The 18736-nt window shown below is 70.5% G+C and carries 17 protein-coding genes; 4 read left to right on the top strand and 13 right to left on the bottom strand.

The features are described 5' to 3' along the window. Positions 1 to 44 precede the first annotated feature (44 nt). Both glnA and H283_RS0120490 read right to left on the bottom strand, forming a co-directional pair. Entirely contained in the window at positions 45 to 1382 is a 1338-nt protein-coding gene (glnA, locus tag H283_RS0120495; protein WP_020145403.1) for a type I glutamate--ammonia ligase, read from the bottom strand. Positions 1383 to 1537: 155 nt separating this feature from the next. Further along, a complete protein-coding gene (locus H283_RS0120490) occupies positions 1538 to 3868 on the bottom strand; it encodes an immune inhibitor A domain-containing protein (RefSeq protein WP_028785786.1) in 2331 nt (776 codons plus the stop codon). Between the two features lie 277 nt (positions 3869 to 4145). Between H283_RS0120490 and panB the strand changes: the two genes are divergently transcribed. Further along, the gene (panB, locus tag H283_RS0120485) at positions 4146 to 5036 is read left to right on the top strand and encodes a 3-methyl-2-oxobutanoate hydroxymethyltransferase (RefSeq protein WP_020145401.1); all 891 of its coding nucleotides are present in this window, start codon (positions 4146 to 4148) and stop codon (positions 5034 to 5036) included. Between the two features lie 113 nt (positions 5037 to 5149). Here the strand turns inward: panB and H283_RS0120480 are convergent, their stop codons facing one another. Further along, positions 5150 to 5359 carry a hypothetical protein gene (locus H283_RS0120480; protein WP_020145400.1) on the bottom strand — a complete coding sequence of 70 codons (210 nt, stop codon included), beginning with the start codon at positions 5357 to 5359 and terminating at the stop codon, positions 5150 to 5152. 112 nt (positions 5360 to 5471) lie between these two features. Here H283_RS0120480 and map point away from each other — a divergent pair, with 112 nt between their 5' ends. Continuing rightward, positions 5472 to 6350 (top strand): type I methionyl aminopeptidase, encoded by an 879-nt coding sequence (gene map, locus H283_RS0120475; RefSeq protein WP_051103701.1) that lies wholly within the window; start codon positions 5472 to 5474, stop codon positions 6348 to 6350. Positions 6351 to 6467: 117 nt separating this feature from the next. Continuing rightward, complete coding sequence (ppgK, locus tag H283_RS0120470; protein WP_020145398.1) at positions 6468 to 7226, top strand: polyphosphate--glucose phosphotransferase; 759 nt, start codon at positions 6468 to 6470, stop codon at positions 7224 to 7226. A gap of 78 nt (positions 7227 to 7304) precedes the next feature. Here ppgK and H283_RS0120465 read toward each other — a convergent pair whose 3' ends face one another. The 6 genes from H283_RS0120465 to H283_RS0120440 form a co-directional block, all read right to left on the bottom strand. After that, positions 7305 to 8237, bottom strand: coding sequence for a hypothetical protein (locus H283_RS0120465; protein ID WP_020145397.1), 933 nt, complete (start codon positions 8235 to 8237; stop codon positions 7305 to 7307). Beyond that, entirely contained in the window at positions 8234 to 8989 is a 756-nt protein-coding gene (locus H283_RS0120460) for a cytochrome b N-terminal domain-containing protein (RefSeq protein WP_020145396.1), read from the bottom strand. The genes H283_RS0120465 and H283_RS0120460 overlap by 4 nt, the downstream gene beginning before the upstream one ends. Then, positions 8986 to 9159 (bottom strand): hypothetical protein, encoded by a 174-nt coding sequence (locus H283_RS28255; RefSeq protein ID WP_020145395.1) that lies wholly within the window; start codon positions 9157 to 9159, stop codon positions 8986 to 8988. The genes H283_RS0120460 and H283_RS28255 overlap by 4 nt, the downstream gene beginning before the upstream one ends. Before the next feature lie 123 nt (positions 9160 to 9282). Then, positions 9283 to 10854, bottom strand: coding sequence for a hypothetical protein (locus H283_RS0120450; protein ID WP_020145394.1), 1572 nt, complete (start codon positions 10852 to 10854; stop codon positions 9283 to 9285). Further along, entirely contained in the window at positions 10830 to 11636 is an 807-nt protein-coding gene (locus H283_RS0120445; protein ID WP_020145393.1) for an ABC transporter ATP-binding protein, read from the bottom strand. The genes H283_RS0120450 and H283_RS0120445 overlap by 25 nt, the downstream gene beginning before the upstream one ends. A 22-nt stretch (positions 11637 to 11658) precedes the next feature. Further along, positions 11659 to 12312, bottom strand: a complete 654-nt coding sequence (locus H283_RS0120440) for an MBL fold metallo-hydrolase (RefSeq protein WP_020145392.1) — start codon at positions 12310 to 12312, stop codon at positions 11659 to 11661. Between the two features lie 159 nt (positions 12313 to 12471). On the opposite strand from H283_RS0120440, the gene H283_RS0120435 reads away from it, so the two are divergent. Further along, positions 12472 to 14250, top strand: coding sequence for a hypothetical protein (locus tag H283_RS0120435; RefSeq protein WP_020145391.1), 1779 nt, complete (start codon positions 12472 to 12474; stop codon positions 14248 to 14250). A gap of 51 nt (positions 14251 to 14301) precedes the next feature. Here the strand turns inward: H283_RS0120435 and H283_RS0120430 are convergent, their stop codons facing one another. From H283_RS0120430 to H283_RS0120415, 4 genes are all read right to left on the bottom strand, one after another. Then, the gene (locus H283_RS0120430) at positions 14302 to 15339 is read right to left on the bottom strand and encodes an aldo/keto reductase (protein ID WP_020145390.1); all 1038 of its coding nucleotides are present in this window, start codon (positions 15337 to 15339) and stop codon (positions 14302 to 14304) included. Positions 15340 to 15411: 72 nt separating this feature from the next. Then, positions 15412 to 15807, bottom strand: coding sequence for a MerR family transcriptional regulator (locus tag H283_RS0120425; protein ID WP_028785784.1), 396 nt, complete (start codon positions 15805 to 15807; stop codon positions 15412 to 15414). 498 nt (positions 15808 to 16305) lie between these two features. Then, entirely contained in the window at positions 16306 to 17520 is a 1215-nt protein-coding gene (locus H283_RS0120420; protein WP_020145388.1) for an aromatic acid exporter family protein, read from the bottom strand. 82 nt (positions 17521 to 17602) lie between these two features. Further along, positions 17603 to 18625 carry a YihY/virulence factor BrkB family protein gene (locus H283_RS0120415; RefSeq protein ID WP_020145387.1) on the bottom strand — a complete coding sequence of 341 codons (1023 nt, stop codon included), beginning with the start codon at positions 18623 to 18625 and terminating at the stop codon, positions 17603 to 17605. Between the last annotated feature and the right edge of the window lie 111 nt (positions 18626 to 18736).

Genomic DNA, 18736 nt, shown 5'->3' with positions numbered 1-18736 from the left:
CGAATCGCTCGGTGGTCGTCGGCCCCGGGAAGGGGCAGGTCCGGTCAGAGCCGCGGCAGGTAGCGGTCGAGCTCGAAGCGGCTGATCTCGTGACGGTAGTCGAGCCACTCCTGGCGCTTGTTGCGCAGGAAGAAGTCGAAGACGTGCTCGCCGAGGACGTCGGCGACGAGCTCGCTCTCCTCCATGACCTCGAGGGCGCGGCCCAGTGAGGACGGGAGCGGCTTGATGCCCATGGCCCGGCGCTCGGAGTCCGTCAGGCTCCAGACGTCGTCCTCGGTCTCGGGAGGTAGCTCGTAGCCCTCCTCGATGCCCTTGAGGCCGGCACCGAGCAGGACGGCGAAGGCGAGGTAGGGGTTGCAGGCCGCGTCGAGCGAGCGGACCTCGACGCGCGTCGACTGTCCCTTGTTGGGCTTGTGCATCGGCACGCGGACGAGAGCCGAGCGGTTGTTGTGGCCCCAGGTGAGGTGGGCCGGGGCCTCTCCCCCGCCCCAGAGGCGCTTGTAGGAGTTGACCCACTGGTTCGTCACGGCGGCGATCTCGGCGCCGTGGCGCAGCAGTCCCGCGATGAACTGCCGACCGACCTTGCTCAGCTGGTACGGCGCGCCGGCCTCGAAGAAGGCGTTGGAGTCTCCCTCGAAGAGCGAGAGGTGCGTGTGCATCCCCGACCCGGGGTGCTCGGAGAAGGGCTTGGGCATGAAGGTCGCGTAGATCCCCTGCGTCAGGGCGACCTCCTTGACGACCGTCCGGAAGGTCTGGATGTTGTCGGCCGTGCTGAGCGCGTCGGCATAGCGAAGGTCGATCTCGTTCTGGCCGGGCGCGCCCTCGTGGTGGCTGAACTCGACCGAGATGCCCATGTTCTCGAGCATCGTGATGGCGGCGCGACGGAAGTCGTGGCCGGTGCCGTGCGGCACGTGGTCGAAGTAGCCGGCATCGTCGACGGGGACGGGTCGACCGTCGGGACCGCGTCCCTGCTCGAGGAGGAAGAACTCGATCTCGGGGTGGGTGTAGAAGGTGAAGCCGAGGTCAGCCGCCTTGCCGAGGGCCCGCTGGAGCACGTGCCGCGGGTCGGCGAAGCTCGGTGTGCCGTCAGGCAGCTGGAGGTCGCAGAACATGCGTGCCGTGCCGGGCGGGTCGCCGCGCCAGGGAAGGATCTGGAACGTCGACGGGTCGGGCTTGGCCAGCATGTCGGCCTCGTAGACGCGAGCGAAACCCTCGATCGCCGAACCGTCGAAGCCGATGCCCTCGGCAAAGGCCCCCTCGAGCTCGGCCGGCGCGACCGCCACCGACTTGAGGGTGCCGAGGACGTCCGTGAACCACAGACGGACGAACCGGATGTCTCGCTCTTCGATCGTGCGCAGCACGAACTCTTCCTGACGGTTCATGTGTCGATCCTGCCGCATGGCTGTTTCACGGATGTTGCGACACACGATCTTTGGGACGAGTGCCCTGTCGTGTGCCGCCGGGCGGGCATGCGAAGGGCCCCCGGGACGTGTCCCGGGGGCCCTTCGGACTCATGACCTCGCGGTCATCGGACGAGTCACTTGAAGGCGACCTTGACCTGCAGCTCGTTGCCGCCGTCACGCGTCTTCGTCACGGTCATCGTCGTGCCCGAGCCGGCCACCTTGGTGGAGCCGAGCGGGTTCGCCGAGGACCAGTAGCGGTTGACGTCCGAGTCGTCGAACGTCGGCATCGCCGGCGACGACGGGACCGTCGTCGCGACACCGTTGCGGTGGAAGGTCACCGCGTCGGTGGCCTCCTGCCCGAAGGTGGCGTCGAACGGCTGGCGACGGTTGCCCATCATCGTCTGCGTGCCGTTGGCGTTGTTGAGCATGACCGGCGCCGGACGGGCGTCGACCGGCAGCACCTGACCGCCACCGGGGTGGTCGATCGTGTTGTTGTCGCCGTACTCACCGTTGGCGAACCAGACGAGCATGCCGTTCTGGTACGGGAACCGCTCGACCCAGTCGGGCTTGCTGTTGCCCCAGCCGAAGTTGTACGGACCGGTCTTCAGCGTCGCGTCGTAGCCGCTGTAGACGCGGTTCTCGGCGAGGTAGAAGTCCTGGACCTGCTTCGAGGTGGTGCCGTCGATGATGGAGAACCCACCCTTGGCGACCCAGGCACCGGCGCCCGACTCGACGTCGTCGACCGTGCCGGCGACACCGTCGGTCGTGACGGCGACGTCGTCGACGAAGGCCTCGCTCGAGACACCACCGTCGGTGGCGACGCGGAAGCGGAACTGGACGCTCTGGCCCTTGTAGGCCGAGAGGTCGAACGACTTCTGCGCCCAGGCGAAGACACCGTTGACGGGCGTGCCGACCTGCGTCCACGTGGCGCCGTTGTCGGTCGAGACCTCGCCGTAGAGGTAGTCGTAGTCCTTCTCGAGGTTGCCCTGGACCCAGGCGCTGATCGAGGCCGAGGTCTTGGCACCGGTCAGGTCGACCGTGCGGGTCAGGGTCGAGTTGAGGTTGTCACCGAAGCCGCTCCACCACTCCGCCTTGCCGGAGTGCGGCGTGTTGCGGTCGGAGGTCACCGTGCGCTCGGGGAGCGGGACCACGAGGGCCTGCACCGAACCGTTCTTCGTGGAGAGGTCGGCCTGGCTCAGCTTGACCGAGGTGTCCTCACCGAAGGGGACGGTGGTGTAGTCGAGCCAGCCGAGCTGGAGCTTCTCCCACGGGCCCATGTAGCCGGGCGTCGTGCCGATCGAGTCGGTGCCGTGGTTGAGCCACGAGCCACCGCTCATGAGCGTCCAGAAGGCGGTGCTGTTGTCGCCACCGTTGGTGTCGTAGAGGTCGGGCAGACCGAGGTCGTGGCCGAACTCGTGCGAGAACACACCGAGTCCGCCGTTCTCGGGCTCGGTCGTGTAGTCGCCGATCCACATGCCGGAGGTGCCGAGCGGCACGCCGCCGAGCTTGTTGAACGACGGGCCGTTGACGCCGGCCTGGTTGGAGTACGCGTACCAGCGGTGCGACCAGATCGCGTTGGTGCCCTGGGCACCGCCGCCGGCCTCCTCGCCCTCGCCGGCGTGGATCGCCTGGAAGTGGTCGATGTAGCCGTCGGGCTCGTTGAAGTTGCCGTCGCCGTCGTAGTCGTAGCGGTCGACCTTGTCGAACTGCGCGAGGTACGTCTTGATGTCGGCGTCGCTCTTGCCGGCCGCCTTCTGGGCGTTGTACCAGGCCGTCGCGGTGTCCTTGATGTAGTTCCAGTAGCCGTCGGCGTCGTTCTTGGCGCCGTAGCGGGCCTCGTTGTACGGGACGGTCACCCAGTCGGAGACGTCACCCTTGGCCAGGAAGCGGCCGTTGGACTGCTTGAGGTAGAAGTCCTTGAACGACTCACCCGTGCCGAACATCATCTCGAGGTAGTGGTCACGGTTGAAGTCCTTGACCCAGTACGTCGAGTTGTCGTCGGTCGCGTTGCCGTCCCACGTGCGGTCTGGCGCGACGATCTGGTTGTGCACCGGTCCGGGGGCGGTGTCGAACGGCGACTTCGTCTGCGTGCCGAAGTCCGTGAGGATCGTGAAGATGTCCTCCTCACGGTTCACGGGGTAGTTGACGTACTTGGACTTGGCCGGCTTGCCGTCCTTGCCCTTGCCCTTGCTCTTGACCTCGATGACACGGTTGCCGTTGATGGTCCTGGTCGAGGCCTCGCCCTTGAGGAGCTTGGCGACGGCGTCCTTGCGCTCGGCCGCCTGGGCGTCGGCAAGGGGGTTGGGCAGGTTGTCGGGCTGCGACGCCTGGGCGGCTGCGGGGTCTCCGCTCACCGGGGCCTTGGCGACGGGTGTGGCCTGAGCCTGCATCGGGGCGGTGAGGCCGGTGACGACGAGCGCACCCACGGCCAATCCCGAGACAGCACTCCAATGGCGCTTGTTCACGATCTGTCCTCCTGGTCACAAGGCGCCGTCAATCCGGCACCTCGCGTATAAGAACACAGAACACAGACAATGTGGTGTCTGCTACCAGACAAATCGAAAAAACTTGTGCCACAAGGCAGTTCATCGCAAAGAACGTAAATTCTTCGTATAGAGAACCCACCGCACCCTTCCCAGACCGCCCCCCTCTCGGGTATAGAACCCCATCTGTCACAGAGGTATCACGACGCCGGGCGCCGGCCAGCCATGGCCCACCCCGAGGCGCCGATATGCTCCGGCCATGAGCACTGACGCCCCCGAGGAGCAGAGTCCCTACGGATCCGGGAGCCGGGCCCAGGACGCCCCCTCGGCCGCGAGCACCGCGCCGTCCCCACGGAAGGTGCGCATCCCCCACCTGCACGCCCTCAAGGCGGAGGGGCGCCGCTGGGCGATGCTCACGGCATACGACATGTATGCCGCCCAGATCTTCGACGAGGCCGGGATCCCCGTGCTGCTCGTCGGCGACTCGGCGGGCAACAACGTCTACGGCTACGAGACGACCGTGCCCGTGACGCTCGACGAGATGATCCCGCTCGTCCGGGCCGTGTCGACGGCCGCCCGCCGCGCGCTCGTCGTCGCCGACCTGCCGTTCGGCTCGTACGGCGGGTCCGTCGAGCAGGGCTTCGCGAGTGCCGTGCGGCTCATGAAGGAAGGGCTCGCCCACGCCGTCAAGCTCGAGGGCGGCACGGCCATGGTCCCGCTCGTCAAGACCCTCACCGACGCCGGCATCCCCGTCATGGCGCACGTCGGCTTCACGCCGCAGAGCGAGCACCAGCTCGGCGGCTACCGCGTGCAGGGTCGCGGCGACGCCGCCGACGCGCTCGTCGACGAGGCGCGAGCCCTGCAGGACGCCGGCGCCTTCGCGGTCGTCCTCGAGATGGTCCCGGCGCCCGTCGCGGCGCGGGTCACCGAGGTCCTGAGCATCCCGACGATCGGCATCGGCGCCGGCAGCGGCACCGACGCCCAGGTGCTCGTGTGGAGCGACTTCGCGGGCCTGCGCAGCGGCAAGGCTCCGCGCTTCGTCAAGAAGTACGCCGACCTGCGCGGCACGCTGCTCGACGCCGCCCGGGCGTACGCCGCCGACGTCGAGTCAGGTGCCTTCCCCGACGCCGAGCACTCCTTCGAGTCCTGACGACAAGGCCGGACGCAGGCCGGAGACCCGGCCGACTGCCTGTCTCGAGACACCGCAGCCCGACCGGCCGGGACCGACCGGTCGGGGCGGCGCCTGGCGTGGGTCGCCGGAGGTCAGGCGTCGCTGTCGCCGGCCGCGGCCGAACCGCCGCGCTCGTTCCAGTCGCGGTCCTCGGAGTCCCACTGCTCGGTCTTCTTGTGGGCGGTGTCGAGGGCGGCCTGGGCCTCCGCCTCGGTGGCGTACGGGCCGAGCACCTGCTCACCCCGGCTGCGGTTCTCGTCGGTCTCGACCTGACCCGTGTCGACGTTGTACCAGAAGCTCACGTGCGCACTCCTTCTCTCTTCGGACTCTTCCGACCTGCCATCCGGCCCGAGCGGGTCCGCGTCGTGAACGCTCCTCGTGGACGGCACCCGCTGACGACCTAGACTCCACCGTATGCCGTTGCTCCAGCCGCGGGTGTCAGCACACCCCCTCAGTCCGCGACGACCGGTGCCCGCCTCGATCGATCGGCCGCACTACGTCGACGTGGCCAACCCGCGCGAGGACGGCGACCTGCGCATCAAGGACCCCGAGACCATCGAGAAGATGCGCATCGCGTCGCGGATCGCGGCCACGGCCATGGTCGAGGCCTCGAAGGCGATCGCACCCGGTGTCACGACCGACGAGCTCGACGCCGTCGCCCACGAGTACCTGCTCGACCACGGCGCCTACCCCTCACCGCTCGGCTACAAGGGCTTCCCGAAGTCGGTGTGCACGAGCGTCAACGAGGTCATCTGCCACGGCATCCCCGACGCGCGGCCGCTCGAGGACGGCGACATCGTCAACATCGACGTCACGGCCTACATCCACGGCGTGCACGGCGACACGGACGCGACCTACCTCGTCGGTGACGTGGACGAGGAGTCCCGCCTGCTCGTCGAACGCACGCACGAGGCGATGATGCGTGGCATCCGGGCCGCCCGCCCGGGTCGCGAGATCAACGTCATCGGCCGCGTCATCGAGAGCTACGCGAAGCGGTTCGGCTACGGCGTCGTGCGCGACTTCACCGGACACGGCATCGGCCTGGAGTTCCATTCCGGCCTCATCGTGCCGCACTACGACGCCGCTCCCCACTACGAGACCGTCATCGAGCCCGGCATGACCTTCACCATCGAGCCGATGCTCAACCTCGGCACCCCCGAGTGGGACATGTGGGACGACCGGTGGACCGTCGTCACCCGTGACCGCAGACGCTCGGCCCAGTTCGAGCACACGATCCTCATCACCGACGACGGCCACGAGATCCTCACCCTCCCCGAGGCCGACGCGCTCTGAGCCGGGCCGGCCACCCACGTCGCCCCTTCACCGCAGCGGCACCAGCGTCACCCCCGCGTCACCCTGCACCACCAGCTGACACCCCACGACCACGTCCTCGACAAGGAAGTACGGACCATGGCCAAGCACGGCAAGCCCCTCGGCATCGACATCGGCGGCAGTGGCATCAAGGGCGCCCCCGTCGACCTCAAGGCCGGCGACCTGGCCGGCAAGCGGCTGAAGATCCTGACGCCCAAGCCGGCCACCCCTGATGCCGTGGCCGAGGTCGTCGACCAGATCGTCGACCACTTCGCCGACGTGACGGGCGACTCCCCCATCGGCGTGACCGTTCCGGCGGTCGTCATCCGCGGCACCGTGCTCTCCGCGGCCAACATCGACCCCTCGTGGATCAACACCGACGCCGAGGCGCTCATCAAGGAGCACACAGGTCGCGCCGTCACCGTCCTCAACGACGCCGACGCCGCCGGTCTCGCCGAGATGTACTACGGCGCCGCCAAGGGCGTGCGAGGCCTCGCCATCCTCACCACCCTCGGCACCGGCATCGGCACCGCGCTGATCCACGACGGGCGGCTCGTGCCGAACTCCGAGCTGGGCCACCTCGAGATCGACGGCTACGACGCCGAGGACCGGGCCGCGTCATCCGTCAAGGACGCCGAGGGCCTGTCGTGGGACGAGTACGCCGAACGTCTCCAGACGTACTACGACACCATCGAGAAGCTCTTCTCCCCCGACCTCATCATCGTCGGTGGCGGCATCTCCAAGGACAGCGACGACTTCCTGCCCAAGCTGAAGCTGCGCTGCCCGATCGTCCCGGCCCAGCTGCGCAACCAGGCCGGCATCATCGGCGCCGCGCACCTCGCGGCCGACCTCGCCTGACCACCGGTCCGAGCGCACCGTGAGGACAGCGGGAGGGGCTGCCGGGCGTCCGCCCGGTGGCCCTCCTGCTGCCCCACGTCAGCGTCGGGTCCGCCACACGAGCCGGTGCACCCCGAGGTGCCGCGGCAGCGTGCGCAGGCCCGGGATCCAGGGGATGCAGATGAAGCCGATGCTGAGCAGGACCATGAGGGACCAGACGGCGATGTCGGCGTTCTCCGACGTCGAGAACGGCGGGGCCTGGTACCACAGCGAGTACAGCCAGAGCCACGGCTGACCCGGGTAGTTGCCGGTCTCGTTCATGATCCCCCACTGTTCGCCCCCGAGGTTCTGGGCGCGGGCGGCGTCCTCGAGGTGTGTCCCGTCGGCGAGCAGCAGCAGCGCCCGCGTGCTGTCGACCCCGAAGAAGGTCGTGCGCGAGGTGAGCAGACCCTCGAGCGCATCCCCGTCGGCGAGGCGCAGCTCGGCTGCTGCGATGATCGGGACCGGTCCGTAGTCACCCGTCGCGACCTTGGCGGGGTCCCCGTCCGGTGCGGCCGCCAGCGCGTCGGCGTACGCCGCGGACCAGGCCCGCTGCCGGTCGGCCGACGCCGCGTCCCAGACGTGGAGCGCCGCGACGACAGCCGGGTCCGACGTGAGGCTGCGGACGGGGTCGAGGACGAGGTCCTTCGCGGAGTCGACGGGGACGGTGACACCGGGCAGCGTCTGGAGGTTGACGGGCCCGAGGCTCTGCCCCTCGCCCGCGGTGTTGCAAGGCGGGCCGTAGCCGGCGCTGGTCGTCGTGCCGGCCAGCTCCCCGGTGGCGGTGGCGACGACGTCCGCCGGCGCCTGACGAGCCCACTGCTGCAATGAGATCGCGGGCTCGTCGGGAGACGAGAAGACGAGGGCGGCGACGACGGAGAGCACCGTGACCACACCGAGCGCGATGACGAACTCCTTGACGAGGTCGTAGCGGCGCGTCGGAAAGGCGTGCGCGTCCGGCGTGGGTCCCCAGCCGCCCGTCCCCCGCTTCATGACCCCACCCCGGCGCGCGTGACGAGGGTCGCGGGGCTCTCGGTCTGCTCGGCGTCCGCGTCCGCGTCCGCGTCGGCGTCCGCGTCGAGGGCCGCAGGTTCCGTTGCGCCGATCGGAGGGGCGACACCGCGTCGGCGCACGAGGACGATGTGCACGACGACGATCGCCCCGACGACGAGCGGGAGCAGCGAGACGTGCCACAGCATCATCTGGCCGAGGTCCATGACGTTGAACCACGCTCCGATGCCCGCGGCGTTGAGCCCGTCCTTGGCCTGCGTCGAGATCCACTGCGCGTCGAAGTTCGTCTGGATGAGGTAGCCGGTGAAGGCCGTGCCCAGCGACCCGAAGAAGGCGAGCGCGCCTGTCGCCCAGGTCAGTCCGCGGTTGCCTCGCCACGACGCCATGAAGAACTTGCCCCACAGGTGGATGACCATGGTGGCGAAGAAGAGCTCGACGCTCCAGAGGTGCACGGAGTTGACGAAGTGGCCGACCGTGCTCGCGTGCCACCAGGCCACCCCGCCGAGGGACAGGACGAGGCCCGACACGATGATGACGACGAGGCTGGCGAGGCAGGCGACGCCGAAGACGTAGATCCACGAGGCGACGTAGACGGGCTGCCGGTCGGGCAGCCACTGCCCGCGGGGCACCAGGCCCTCGACCCAACGAGTGAGGGCGGCCGTCCACGTGTCGTGCGCGGGGCGCGGCCGCGGCTCGGCCGGTTCCGGCGGCAGGGACGTCGAGGCCCCGCTCACTGGACCTCGTCCTCTCGGGGAGCAGGGAAGGGCAGCAGGAGCGCGAGCACGAAGACGACGACCATGAGCAGGATGACCACGAGGTTGGCGACCGTGATCGTCAGCCATCCCCACTGGACGACGGGACCTGCAGGAACCGGCTGTGACGCGGCGAGGAACTGGGTGATCATCTCTGGCCTCCGGGGAGTGCGAAGCGTGAGTCCTCCTGCCCGGCGCAGATCTACTACACCATGTAAGAGTAGATCTGCGCGTCTCGCGACGGTGCCCGAATGTGATCTTCGGCGCCCCCCGACCTACGAGCGTCGCAGCGCCGAGAGCAGCTCAGGTGCCCGCTGCTCGTAGAGCCGGGCGCCGACGCCCACCCCGACGATGCCGACGACGATGCCGAGCAGCACCCCGACGATGGCGGCGCCCCAGTCGGCACGCACAGAACCCTGCCAGGCCCACCAGGCGAGCAGGATCGTCGGCGAGGCGAGCACGAGCGTGCCGAGACTCGCCATCGACTGCGCGGCGATGGTGATCCCCGCGGCGCCAGGCGGTGCGTTGAAGGGACTCTCGCCCGACTCCGCCACGGGATAGGGCAGCACGACGCTCATGACGCTCGACACGGCATACCCCGCTCCGAGCAGGGACACGGAGAGTCCGAGGGCGGCCGGGAGCAGGTCCCAGCGGTCGGCGACCGCGACCCCGACGACGACGTAGCCCGGGACGAGGATGGTGGCGAGGAGGAGGTCGGGCAGGAGGCGCCCGCGACGGTCGTCCCGGCCGGACGTGCCGGACACCACGTGCAGCCACAGGGCGTCGGACTCGTAGGCGACGGCGTTGTGCTCGCTCCAGCCGAGGAGGAACGCGACGAGCGGACCCATGAGCAGCGGAGTCCACGCCACGTCGCCCGTGACGAACGGGATGAGCAGCGCGAGCGGGACGATCGGGGTCATGACCATGCTGATCTGGTAGCGGGGGTCACGGCGCCAGTAGGTCAGCACGCGCGCCGCGATGGCGCCGAGCGGCGTACCGGGCAGCCGGGCGAGCAGGCCGAGGTCGTCGCCGGACGAGGTGCCCGAGTCGGAGCGTGAGACCGCGCGCGGGTTGTCGACCTCGTCACGCAACACCCGGGACCACAGCAGGAAGACGACGACGAGCAGTCCCGCGGCCAGGACCAGGCGCACCAGCCCGGTGCCGAGGTCGCCCGCCGCCACGTCACCCGGAGCGGCCCAGGCCCAGCCGAGAGGCGACCACCCGACGATGACGGCGGCCGTCGTGGCGACGTCACGCAGGCTCGCTCCGAGGTTGGCCACGGCGGAGATCGCCGGACCGATGACGACGAGCAGGAGCAGGCCCAGGACCGCGATGACGTCACGACCGCGACGGCTCGAGATCGCCTGGGTCATCACCGCGGACACCCAGCGGCTCGTCGTGATCGCCGTCAGCAGACCGATCGCCGTCGCGACGACGGCCACGAGGGTCGAGGCGAGCGTGTGGGACCACGCGACGACCACCCCGACCGACAGCACCATCGAGGCGATCGCCGGCAGGCCGACGAGCGCGGCGGCCACGAGGCCGATCGTCAGGTCGCGGTGTGGGACGGCGAAGGTGGCGAAGCGGCCCGGATCGAGGGTCGGGTCCGAGCCGAAGGAGAAGAGCGGCACGACCGTCCAGAGCACGATGCCGGCGGCGCCTGCGAGCGGGATGACGACGCGCCCCGCGTCGAGCGACCCGCGGAAGGTGGCGAGGATGACGGTAAGCCCGGCCACGAGGACGGCGAAGTAGACGATGCCGACGACGGCCCCGATCGCCTGGGCCCGGCTGCGCCGGAAGATGTTGCGCAGCAGGGTGAGCTTCAGTCGGACGAGGTGCGCAACCACGAGAGCCCCACCACCTCGGTCGACCCACCGACGAGGTCGACGAACCGCTCCTCCAGGGACCGGTCACCCCGGACGTCGTCGAGCTCGCCCGCAGCGAGGACGAGCCCGTCGGAGATGACGGCGACGTGCGTGCAGATGCGTTCGACGAGGTCCATGACGTGGCTCGAGAGGACGACGGTGCCGCCGGACTCGACGAAGCCCGAGAGGATGCGCCGGATCGTCGCGGCCGAGATCGGGTCCACCGCCTCGAAGGGCTCGTCGAGCACGAGGACGCGGGGACCGTGGACGAGCGCCGAGGCGAGCGTGACCTTCTTCGTCATGCCGGCCGAGTAGTCGACGACGAGCTTGCCCTGCGCCTCGGTGAGGCCGAGCGCGGCGACGAGCTCCGCAGCCCGCTCGGCCGCGAGCTCGCGCGGCATCCCACGGAGCAGGCCGGCATACGTGATCAGCTGGAGCCCGGTGAGCCGGTCGAAGACCTTGAGCCCGTCGGGGAGCACGCCGATGAGCCGCTTGGTGGCGACGGGGTCGGCCCAGACGTCACGCCCCAGGACGAACGCCTGCCCGGCGTCGGGACGCAGCAGGCCCGTCACCATCGACAGCGTCGTCGTCTTGCCGGCACCGTTGGGCCCGACGAGCCCGAAGAACGAGCCCCGCGGCACGTCGAGGTCGATCCCCTTGACCGCGATGAGGTCGCCGAAGCGCTTGCCCAGCCCGCGCAACGCGATCGCCGGTCCCTCGGTCGGATCACCCTGTGGTGCAGGCAGATCAGTGACGTCGCTCATGTCCCTCCCCCGAGATCGAGCGTCAGAAGGTCGCCGACTCGGCGTCGCGCAGCGGGGTGTACGTGAGGCCGTCGACACCGGAGAACTGTTCGATGTGGCCGGAGTACATCCGGTGCCCGACGTCGCTGAGCAGCGCGTCGTGGATGGGGATGAAGATCTTCGGTGCGATGCGCCCGACGAAGGCGATGGAGTCCCGGCTCGCGGCCCACGGGGCGTTGAGCGGGTGGGCCAGGACGTCGACCGGGCCGGGTTCGCCGTCGTAGGCGTCGCCCGGGTGGAAGAGGGAGGGCTCGCCGTCGGCCCGCAGGACGACACCCACGTTGGGGATGCGCGGCATCGCCTCGTGGTTGAAGGCGTGCAGCTCGCCGACCGGGGTGACGGTGACGTCGCCTATGGCGAAGTCCTCGCCCTGCCGGGACGGCACCGCCGCCAGGCCCTCGTCGCGCAGCTTCCCGGCCGTCAGGGGGTCGGTGTGCACCGTCGCACCCGGGTTGGCGCGGATGAGGGCACCGACCCGCTCCGGATCGAAGTGGTCGGCGTGGTTGTGGGTCACGAGGACCGCGTCGAGGCCGGTCAGGTCCTCGAAACCCGTCGAGAAGCTGCCCGGGTCGATGAGGATGCGGCGGTCGGCGGCCTCGACGAGGAGGCAGGCATGTCCGAGGTGAGTCACGCGCATGCCACCACCTAATCACGGGCCCCCTCGACCGAACCGCGAGACACAGCGCACACGCGGCCGCAACGTCCTGCAGGCGTCGCTGCCGGGTGCCAGACTCGCCCCAGGACCGGTCGCCGTGGACCGGCGCGTGCTGGCTCGGCCGGATCGGGGTGACGACGGGTGGACACCGGGACCCACGACGCCGACCTCCGCCTGCTCCGGGCGTACGAGCCCGTCGTGCGCCTCACCCGCGGCGAGTACTTCCTGCCGGTCGCCGTCGACGCCTACGTGGCACACGCGAGCCTCATCCGCGACGAGGCAGGGTCGGCCACGGTCATCGCGCCGACGGGCACCCTCGACCTCGACTCGCTCGCCGCCCACGGCGCGGACCACGACGGGCCGGGCCTGTCGCTCTCGGGCCTCACCGAGCCGCGGTCGTTCGCCGGACGCCTGCGGCGTGTGCTCCCGGGTGCCCGGCCGAGCTTCCGCCCCGGCAGCCGGCTCGCGCAGGTCGGCCTGCTCGGGCGGAGCATCGACACCCTGAGCCGGCTCTCGCTCCTGCTCCGGGGCTCGGTCCCCGGCGGCAGCGCCGCGACCGCGTACGCCGCCCAGCAGCAGCACCTCTCCCCCGACCGCCCGACCTACTACGGCCGCGTCGTGCGCAGCGACGGCTGGGTCGTGTGCCAGTACTGGTTCTTCTACGCGTTCAACAACTGGCGCTCCGGCTTCTCCGGGGTCAACGAGCACGAGGCGGACTGGGAGCAGGTGACGGTCTTCCTCGACGGCACCGGCTCGCGCGGCGACGACGGCCTGCCTCCACCCCGCTGGGTCGTCTTCAGCGCCCACGACGAGACGGGCGACGACCTGCGGCGCCGCTGGGACGACCCCGACCTCGCAACGGTCGACGGGCGCCATCCCGTCGTCTACGCCGGAGCCGGATCCCATTCCGGCGCCTACCTTCCCGGCGACTACCTCATCACCGTCGCACCCCCGTCCTGGGGAGGTGTCATCCCGGCCGTGCGTCGCCTCGCCAAGCTCTTCGCTCCGTGGGCGCGGGCCGCCCAGGGCGCCGGGCTCGGCATCCCGTACATCGACTACGCCCGGGGGGACGGCCCGGCCATCGGGCCGTCGGCCGAGCTGGCGTGGAGCCCTGTCGTGATCGACGACCGGACCCCGTGGGTGCGTGACTACCGCGGGCTCTGGGGTCACGACACGAAGGACCGTCTCGGGGGCGAGCGCGGTCCCGCCGGCCCGCGCTACGAGCGCAACGCCACCGTCCGGCTCTCGTGGGGTGACCCCGTCGGCTGGGCCGCCCTCGCCAAGGTCGCCCCGAGCCCCGAGTCCGAGGCGGCCCTCGTCGCCGACCGCATCGACGAGATCGACCAGCAGCTCGCCGACCTCACCGAACAGTCCGACGCCCGGGTTCACTCCCTGACGACGCGCGCCGCCGGTCTCGGCCCCGACAGCCCCGACGTGCGGGCGCTGACGGCCGACGAACGGGACCTGACATCGCTGCGGATGGATGCCGTGCGGCTGCGCGACGAGCGGTCCCGGATGGAGCGTGCCCTGCGCGACGGGCTCCCCACGGCAACGCCCCACGCCCACCTGTCCCACCGCCGGACGCCGATCACCGCGAGCGACCGCTCGCGGGACCGCCTGCTCGCGATCTGGGCCGTCGTGAGCACCCCCCTCGTCCTCTACCTCGTCGCCGGCTTCTTCAAGCCCGAGGTGACCGACCGGCCGCTCGGTGCCGCGGTGCTGCTCGTGCTCGTCCTCGGCGTCGAGGCCTTCACCCGCGGCTACTTCCTGGCGTATGCCGTCCGCGTCGTCGCGGTGGTCGGCGTGATCGCGCTCGTGGCCGAGTTCGCGGGCAACTGGCAACCCGTGACGTACTGGGTGCTCGTGTCGGTGGCCGTCGTCGTGCTCGTCGTCAACCTGCGTGACGTCCTGCGACGGTAGTCCCGACGCCGCAGCTCCGACGCGCCAGATCTACCGCCGCCGCAAGGAGGCTCAGGCGTCGATGCTCGACATGTCCCCGTAGCGGGCACCCTGCACCGCCGCCCTCGGCACGGCTGCGTCGATCGCGGCCAGGTCCTCGGCGGTGAGCTGCACGGATGCGGCTCCGACGTTCTCCTCGAGGTAGCGCACCCGCTTCGTGCCGGGGATCGGCGCGACGTCGTCGCCCCGGGCGAGCACCCACGCGAGGGCGAGCTGTCCGGCGGTCGCTCCCTTCGACTCGGCGATCTCGCGCAGCCGCGCCACGAGGGCGAGGTTCGACTCGAGGGCCTGGCCCTGGAAGCGCGGGAAGTAGGCGGTGCGGCGGGAGTCCCCGTCCTCGAGGTCGTCGGGCGAGGTGATGGCTCCGGTGAGGATGCCACGTCCGAGGGGCGAGTACGGCACGAGCCCGATCCCGAGCTCGCGCAGTGTCGGGAGGATCTCGTCCTCGACGTCGCGGGTGAAGAGCGAGTACTCGGTCTGGAGCGCGGTGATCGGGTGGACGGCGTGGGCCCGTCGGATGGTCGAGGTCGAGGCCTCCGAGAGACCGAGGTGGCCGACCTTGCCGGCATCGACGAGCTCGGCCATCGCGCCGACGGTCTCCTCGATCGGCACCGTCGGGTCGACGCGGTGCTGGTAGTAGAGGTCGATGTGGTCGACGCCGAGCCGCTGGAGGGAGGCGTCCGCCGCGCGACGGACGTAGTCGGGGCGGCCGTTGATGCCGAGCCGGGTGCCGTCCTCGGCGCGCTCGTTGCCGAACTTCGTGGCGAGGACGACGCCCTCACGGCGACCGCCGAGGGCCCGACCGACGAGCTTCTCGTTGGTGAACGGCCCGTACATGTCGGCCGTGTCGAGGAAGGTGACGCCGAGGTCGAGGGCGCGGTGGATCGTCGCGACGGCGGCGGCCTCGTCACCCGTGCCGTAGAACTCGGACATCCCCATGCAGCCGAGGCCGATCGTCGAGACGGTCAGTGGCGACGCCGTGCCGAGGGTGCGCGTGCCGAGCGGTGCCGGCGTTCCGGCGGGGGCGGTGGTCGCGGGGTTCTGGGTCATGCGATCGAGTCAAGCCCTTCGAGCGTGCTCGAAGTCAAGCCGGCCGCCCGCGGCAGGCGGCGCCGTGGCGCGTCAGGCGTCGGCGCGCTCGAGCGCGGACTGGTAGATGCCGATCTTGTTGTCGATGGCGCCGAGGTGCTCGGTGACCTCGGCGAGCTGGGACAGCACCCGCGCCCGGTGGTTCTGGAGCAGCGCAAGCCGCTCGGTCTCGTTGCCGTCCCCTGAACGGCACAGCGCGGCATACGCCTTGACCTCACGGATCGGCATCCCCGTGGCGCGCAGGCGCGTCAGCATCCGGACCCACGTGAGGTCCCGCTCGGTGTAGACGCGATGACCCGAGCTCGTGCGGCCGACGCTGCGCAGCATCAGCCCGTCGCGCTCGTAGTAGCGCAGCGTGTGCGTGGTCAGGCCGGTGCGCTCGGAGGCCTCGGCGATGGTCAGGCCCTGGGGCGGTGCGATGACGGTCACCGGACCATGCTGGCGCTTCGAGCGCACTCGAAGTCAAGCGGGAGGGAGACTGCCGTGCTCCCGTCCACCCGACACGGGCCGGCACACGGCGACGCGGAGCAGACGTTGGCGACGTCGGCCGACCCCGCGCGCGGGAGCGAGACGTCGCTCCTGGGCTGCGGGCCACGTCCAGCACTGCCAGACGGGAGTGGGGTGCGCGGCGCACTCGTCGTGGCTCATCCGGCGCCCCTCACACTGCGGAGCGCGACTGGGGAACGAGGCGGTATGCGTGGAGCGGGTGCCCGGGTCACGGCGCCGTCGGGCGGGACGTCGGTCTCGGGCGGGATGGGTGCTGGCACGCTTCGCTCCTCTCTCCTCGGCAGGCGACCCGACGGGGTGGGTCCCCCGGCCCACTGCACCGGAACCGGGGAGCGGCTGCGCTGGACGCGCACCTCGTGGCTGCGTGCTGTGGGAACGACGTGACACCCCCGGGGGTTACGCGTCGGTAGCCCGCCGACGTCAGTGACGGGGCTGACCGTGGCGTCGAAGTCGGGACCACAGCCCCGCCGTGGGAGGCGGGGGCCGCAGCGGTCCGGTGTCACCCGGGACGACCGCTGCCTCGCGCGCGGACTCGAGCTCGGCAACGGCCCGCAGCGAGTCGCTGATCAGCGATCCGTAGACGGGCCACTGGTCGGGGTCCTCGAGGGGCGTGGTGCGCACCTGCTCGCTCAGCGAGGTGAGGACCTCACGAGCCCGCCCAGTGCCCTCATCGAACCTCCGGGTCGCGTCGTCGTCGTGTCGGCCCAGCTGAGAGACGGCCTGCGCCATGCCGTCGAGGGCGTCGGCGTACTCCGTGAGGAACGTGCCGGAGGGCCCCGGCCGTCGACGTCGCTCGTCCGCCGCGTCGACGAGGGTGCGGCCGATGCCGGTGACCTCCCAGACGGTCCGACGGAGCGTCGTGACGGTGCGCTCGTAGCCGTCCCAGTCGACGTCTGCGGGACGGATGTTGTCACGCAGGTTGAAGCGCATGCTCTCGCGTCCGGTGCGGATGTCGTCGACGACGTACGGCGCCTTGTCGCCGATCTCCGTCCCACGTCGGTACCACCGACGCGCCGACTGGACGTCCCAGTCACCGCGCAGCCCGGAGGCCATCTCGTCGAGGAGCTCACGCACCTGCCGCGCGAGCGCCGACACCCGCTGACGCGGCTTGGTCAGGTGCAGCGGTGCCAGCACGATCGCGTTGGTCGCCACCCCGATGACGCCACCGGCCACCGTCTCGACGATCGTCAGGTAGGTGAACTGCTCGTCGGTGCCACCGACGGTGATGAGCGACAGGAGCACCATGGCCGGCACCTGGATGCCGTGCTCCCCCAGACGCGACCACCGGCCGATGACGAGCGCGACGAGGATGACCCCGAACATCGTCCACCACGTGACACCGAAGACCGTGGCGACGACCCAGGCGACACTGAGCCCGAGCACGACGGCGGCGATCCGCTGGGCGCTGGCCGACAGGGAACGCACCATCGTGCTGTCGACGACGAGCAGGGCGGCCATCGGCGCGTAGAACGGGACCGGGCTGTCGAGCACCCGCACCGCGAACTGCCACGCCAGCACGGTCGCGACCGCCGCCTTGACGAGGAGCAGCAGGGCGTCGCGCTCCGGCCCGGGCTGGTGCAGCGCCCGGCGCAGGGCTCGGAGCCGCTGGTTGGCGTCGTCCCGCCACTGGCTCATGTGCGGTCACCTGCAGGCGCGTCCGGAGGACCGGACACCACCGGCCCCCTCGCGCCCGCCCGCAGCCTCCAGGCGGAGGCGCTCACGAGGACCTGCGCTCCGACGCCTCTTCGACGGCCCGCTTGTCGATGTCGTCCATGGCGCGGGTGTCCCGCGGCACGGCGAACGGCTCGAGGTCCTCCGGGACTCCCTCGGCGATCGCGCGGCTCCGGTCCAGCTCGGCGTTGACCTCGGCGCCGAGCAGGATCGCGATGTTCGTCAGCCACAGCCAGACGAGGAAGATGACGACACCGGCGAGGGACCCGTAGGTCTTGTTGTACGACGAGAAGAGGGCGACGTAGACCGCGAAGAGCCCCGAGACGAAGAGCCAGATCACGACGGCGATGACGCCTCCGGGGCTGACCCACTTGACGCCTCCCTGCTTCGCGTTGGGACTGGCCCAGAAGAGCACGGCGAAGAGCACCGACACGAGGACCAGCAGCACGGGCCACTTGAGCACCCCCCACACGAGAAGGGCCGTGTCACCCGCACCGATGAGGTTGCCGACCTGCTCGGCCACCGGCCCGCTGACGACGACGATCACCGCGCTGGCGACCATGACGACGACGGCGAACAGGGTCACGCCGACGCGGATCGGGACGGTCTTCCAGATCGGGCGACCCTCCGGGATGTCGTAGATGACGTTGGAGGCCCGCATGAACGCCGAGACGTAGCCCGAGGCCGACCAGAGCGCCACGAGCAGGCCGAGGACCGCTCCGAAGCCGGCGCTCGTCCTGTTCGCCTGCGCCTGGGCGATGAGCGTGCGCACGAAGTCGGCGCTCGACCCGGGCGCGATCGCCTGGACCTGGCTGACGACCTGCGCCGTGGCATCGCGGCCCATCAGTCCGAGCGCCGCGACGAGCACGGCGAGAGCCGGGGCGATCGAGAGAAGGCCGTAGTAGGTCAACGACGCGGCGAGGTCGGTGAGGTTGTCCCGCTTGAACTCGACCCGGGCACGCTTGACGGCGGCGACGAGCGAGGAGCGGGGCAGGTCGGACGGACTGTCGGGGGTGTCGGATCGCGCCTGGCCACGGCTGCTGCGTGAGGGGTCGCTTGCTGGTGCCATTCACTGCCCGTACCCAGCGGGCGCGACGGCCACACGGGACGGGGCCGGTCCCGGGTCGTCGTCGGGCAATGGCAGCATGGGGCGCTGCCGTGGGTACGAAGCCCTACGCGT

The organism is Terracoccus sp. 273MFTsu3.1 (assembly GCF_000383675.1).
Classification (GTDB): Bacteria; Actinomycetota; Actinomycetes; order Actinomycetales; family Dermatophilaceae; genus Terrabacter.
This window is presented reverse-complemented; position numbering and strand designations above follow the sequence as displayed.

Coding starts and splice junctions, on each gene's coding strand:
- glnA (WP_020145403.1), bottom strand. CDS start 1,382: ATGAACCGTCAGGAAGAGTTCGTGCTGCGCACGATCGAAGAGCGAGAC.
- panB (WP_020145401.1), top strand. CDS start 4,146: ATGAGCACTGACGCCCCCGAGGAGCAGAGTCCCTACGGATCCGGGAGC.
- map (WP_051103701.1), top strand. CDS start 5,472: ATGCCGTTGCTCCAGCCGCGGGTGTCAGCACACCCCCTCAGTCCGCGA.
- ppgK (WP_020145398.1), top strand. CDS start 6,468: ATGGCCAAGCACGGCAAGCCCCTCGGCATCGACATCGGCGGCAGTGGC.
- H283_RS0120465 (WP_020145397.1), bottom strand. CDS start 8,237: ATGAAGCGGGGGACGGGCGGCTGGGGACCCACGCCGGACGCGCACGCC.
- H283_RS28255 (WP_020145395.1), bottom strand. CDS start 9,159: ATGATCACCCAGTTCCTCGCCGCGTCACAGCCGGTTCCTGCAGGTCCC.
- H283_RS0120445 (WP_020145393.1), bottom strand. CDS start 11,636: ATGAGCGACGTCACTGATCTGCCTGCACCACAGGGTGATCCGACCGAG.
- H283_RS0120440 (WP_020145392.1), bottom strand. CDS start 12,312: ATGCGCGTGACTCACCTCGGACATGCCTGCCTCCTCGTCGAGGCCGCC.
- H283_RS0120430 (WP_020145390.1), bottom strand. CDS start 15,339: ATGACCCAGAACCCCGCGACCACCGCCCCCGCCGGAACGCCGGCACCG.
- H283_RS0120420 (WP_020145388.1), bottom strand. CDS start 17,520: ATGAGCCAGTGGCGGGACGACGCCAACCAGCGGCTCCGAGCCCTGCGC.
- H283_RS0120415 (WP_020145387.1), bottom strand. CDS start 18,625: ATGGCACCAGCAAGCGACCCCTCACGCAGCAGCCGTGGCCAGGCGCGA.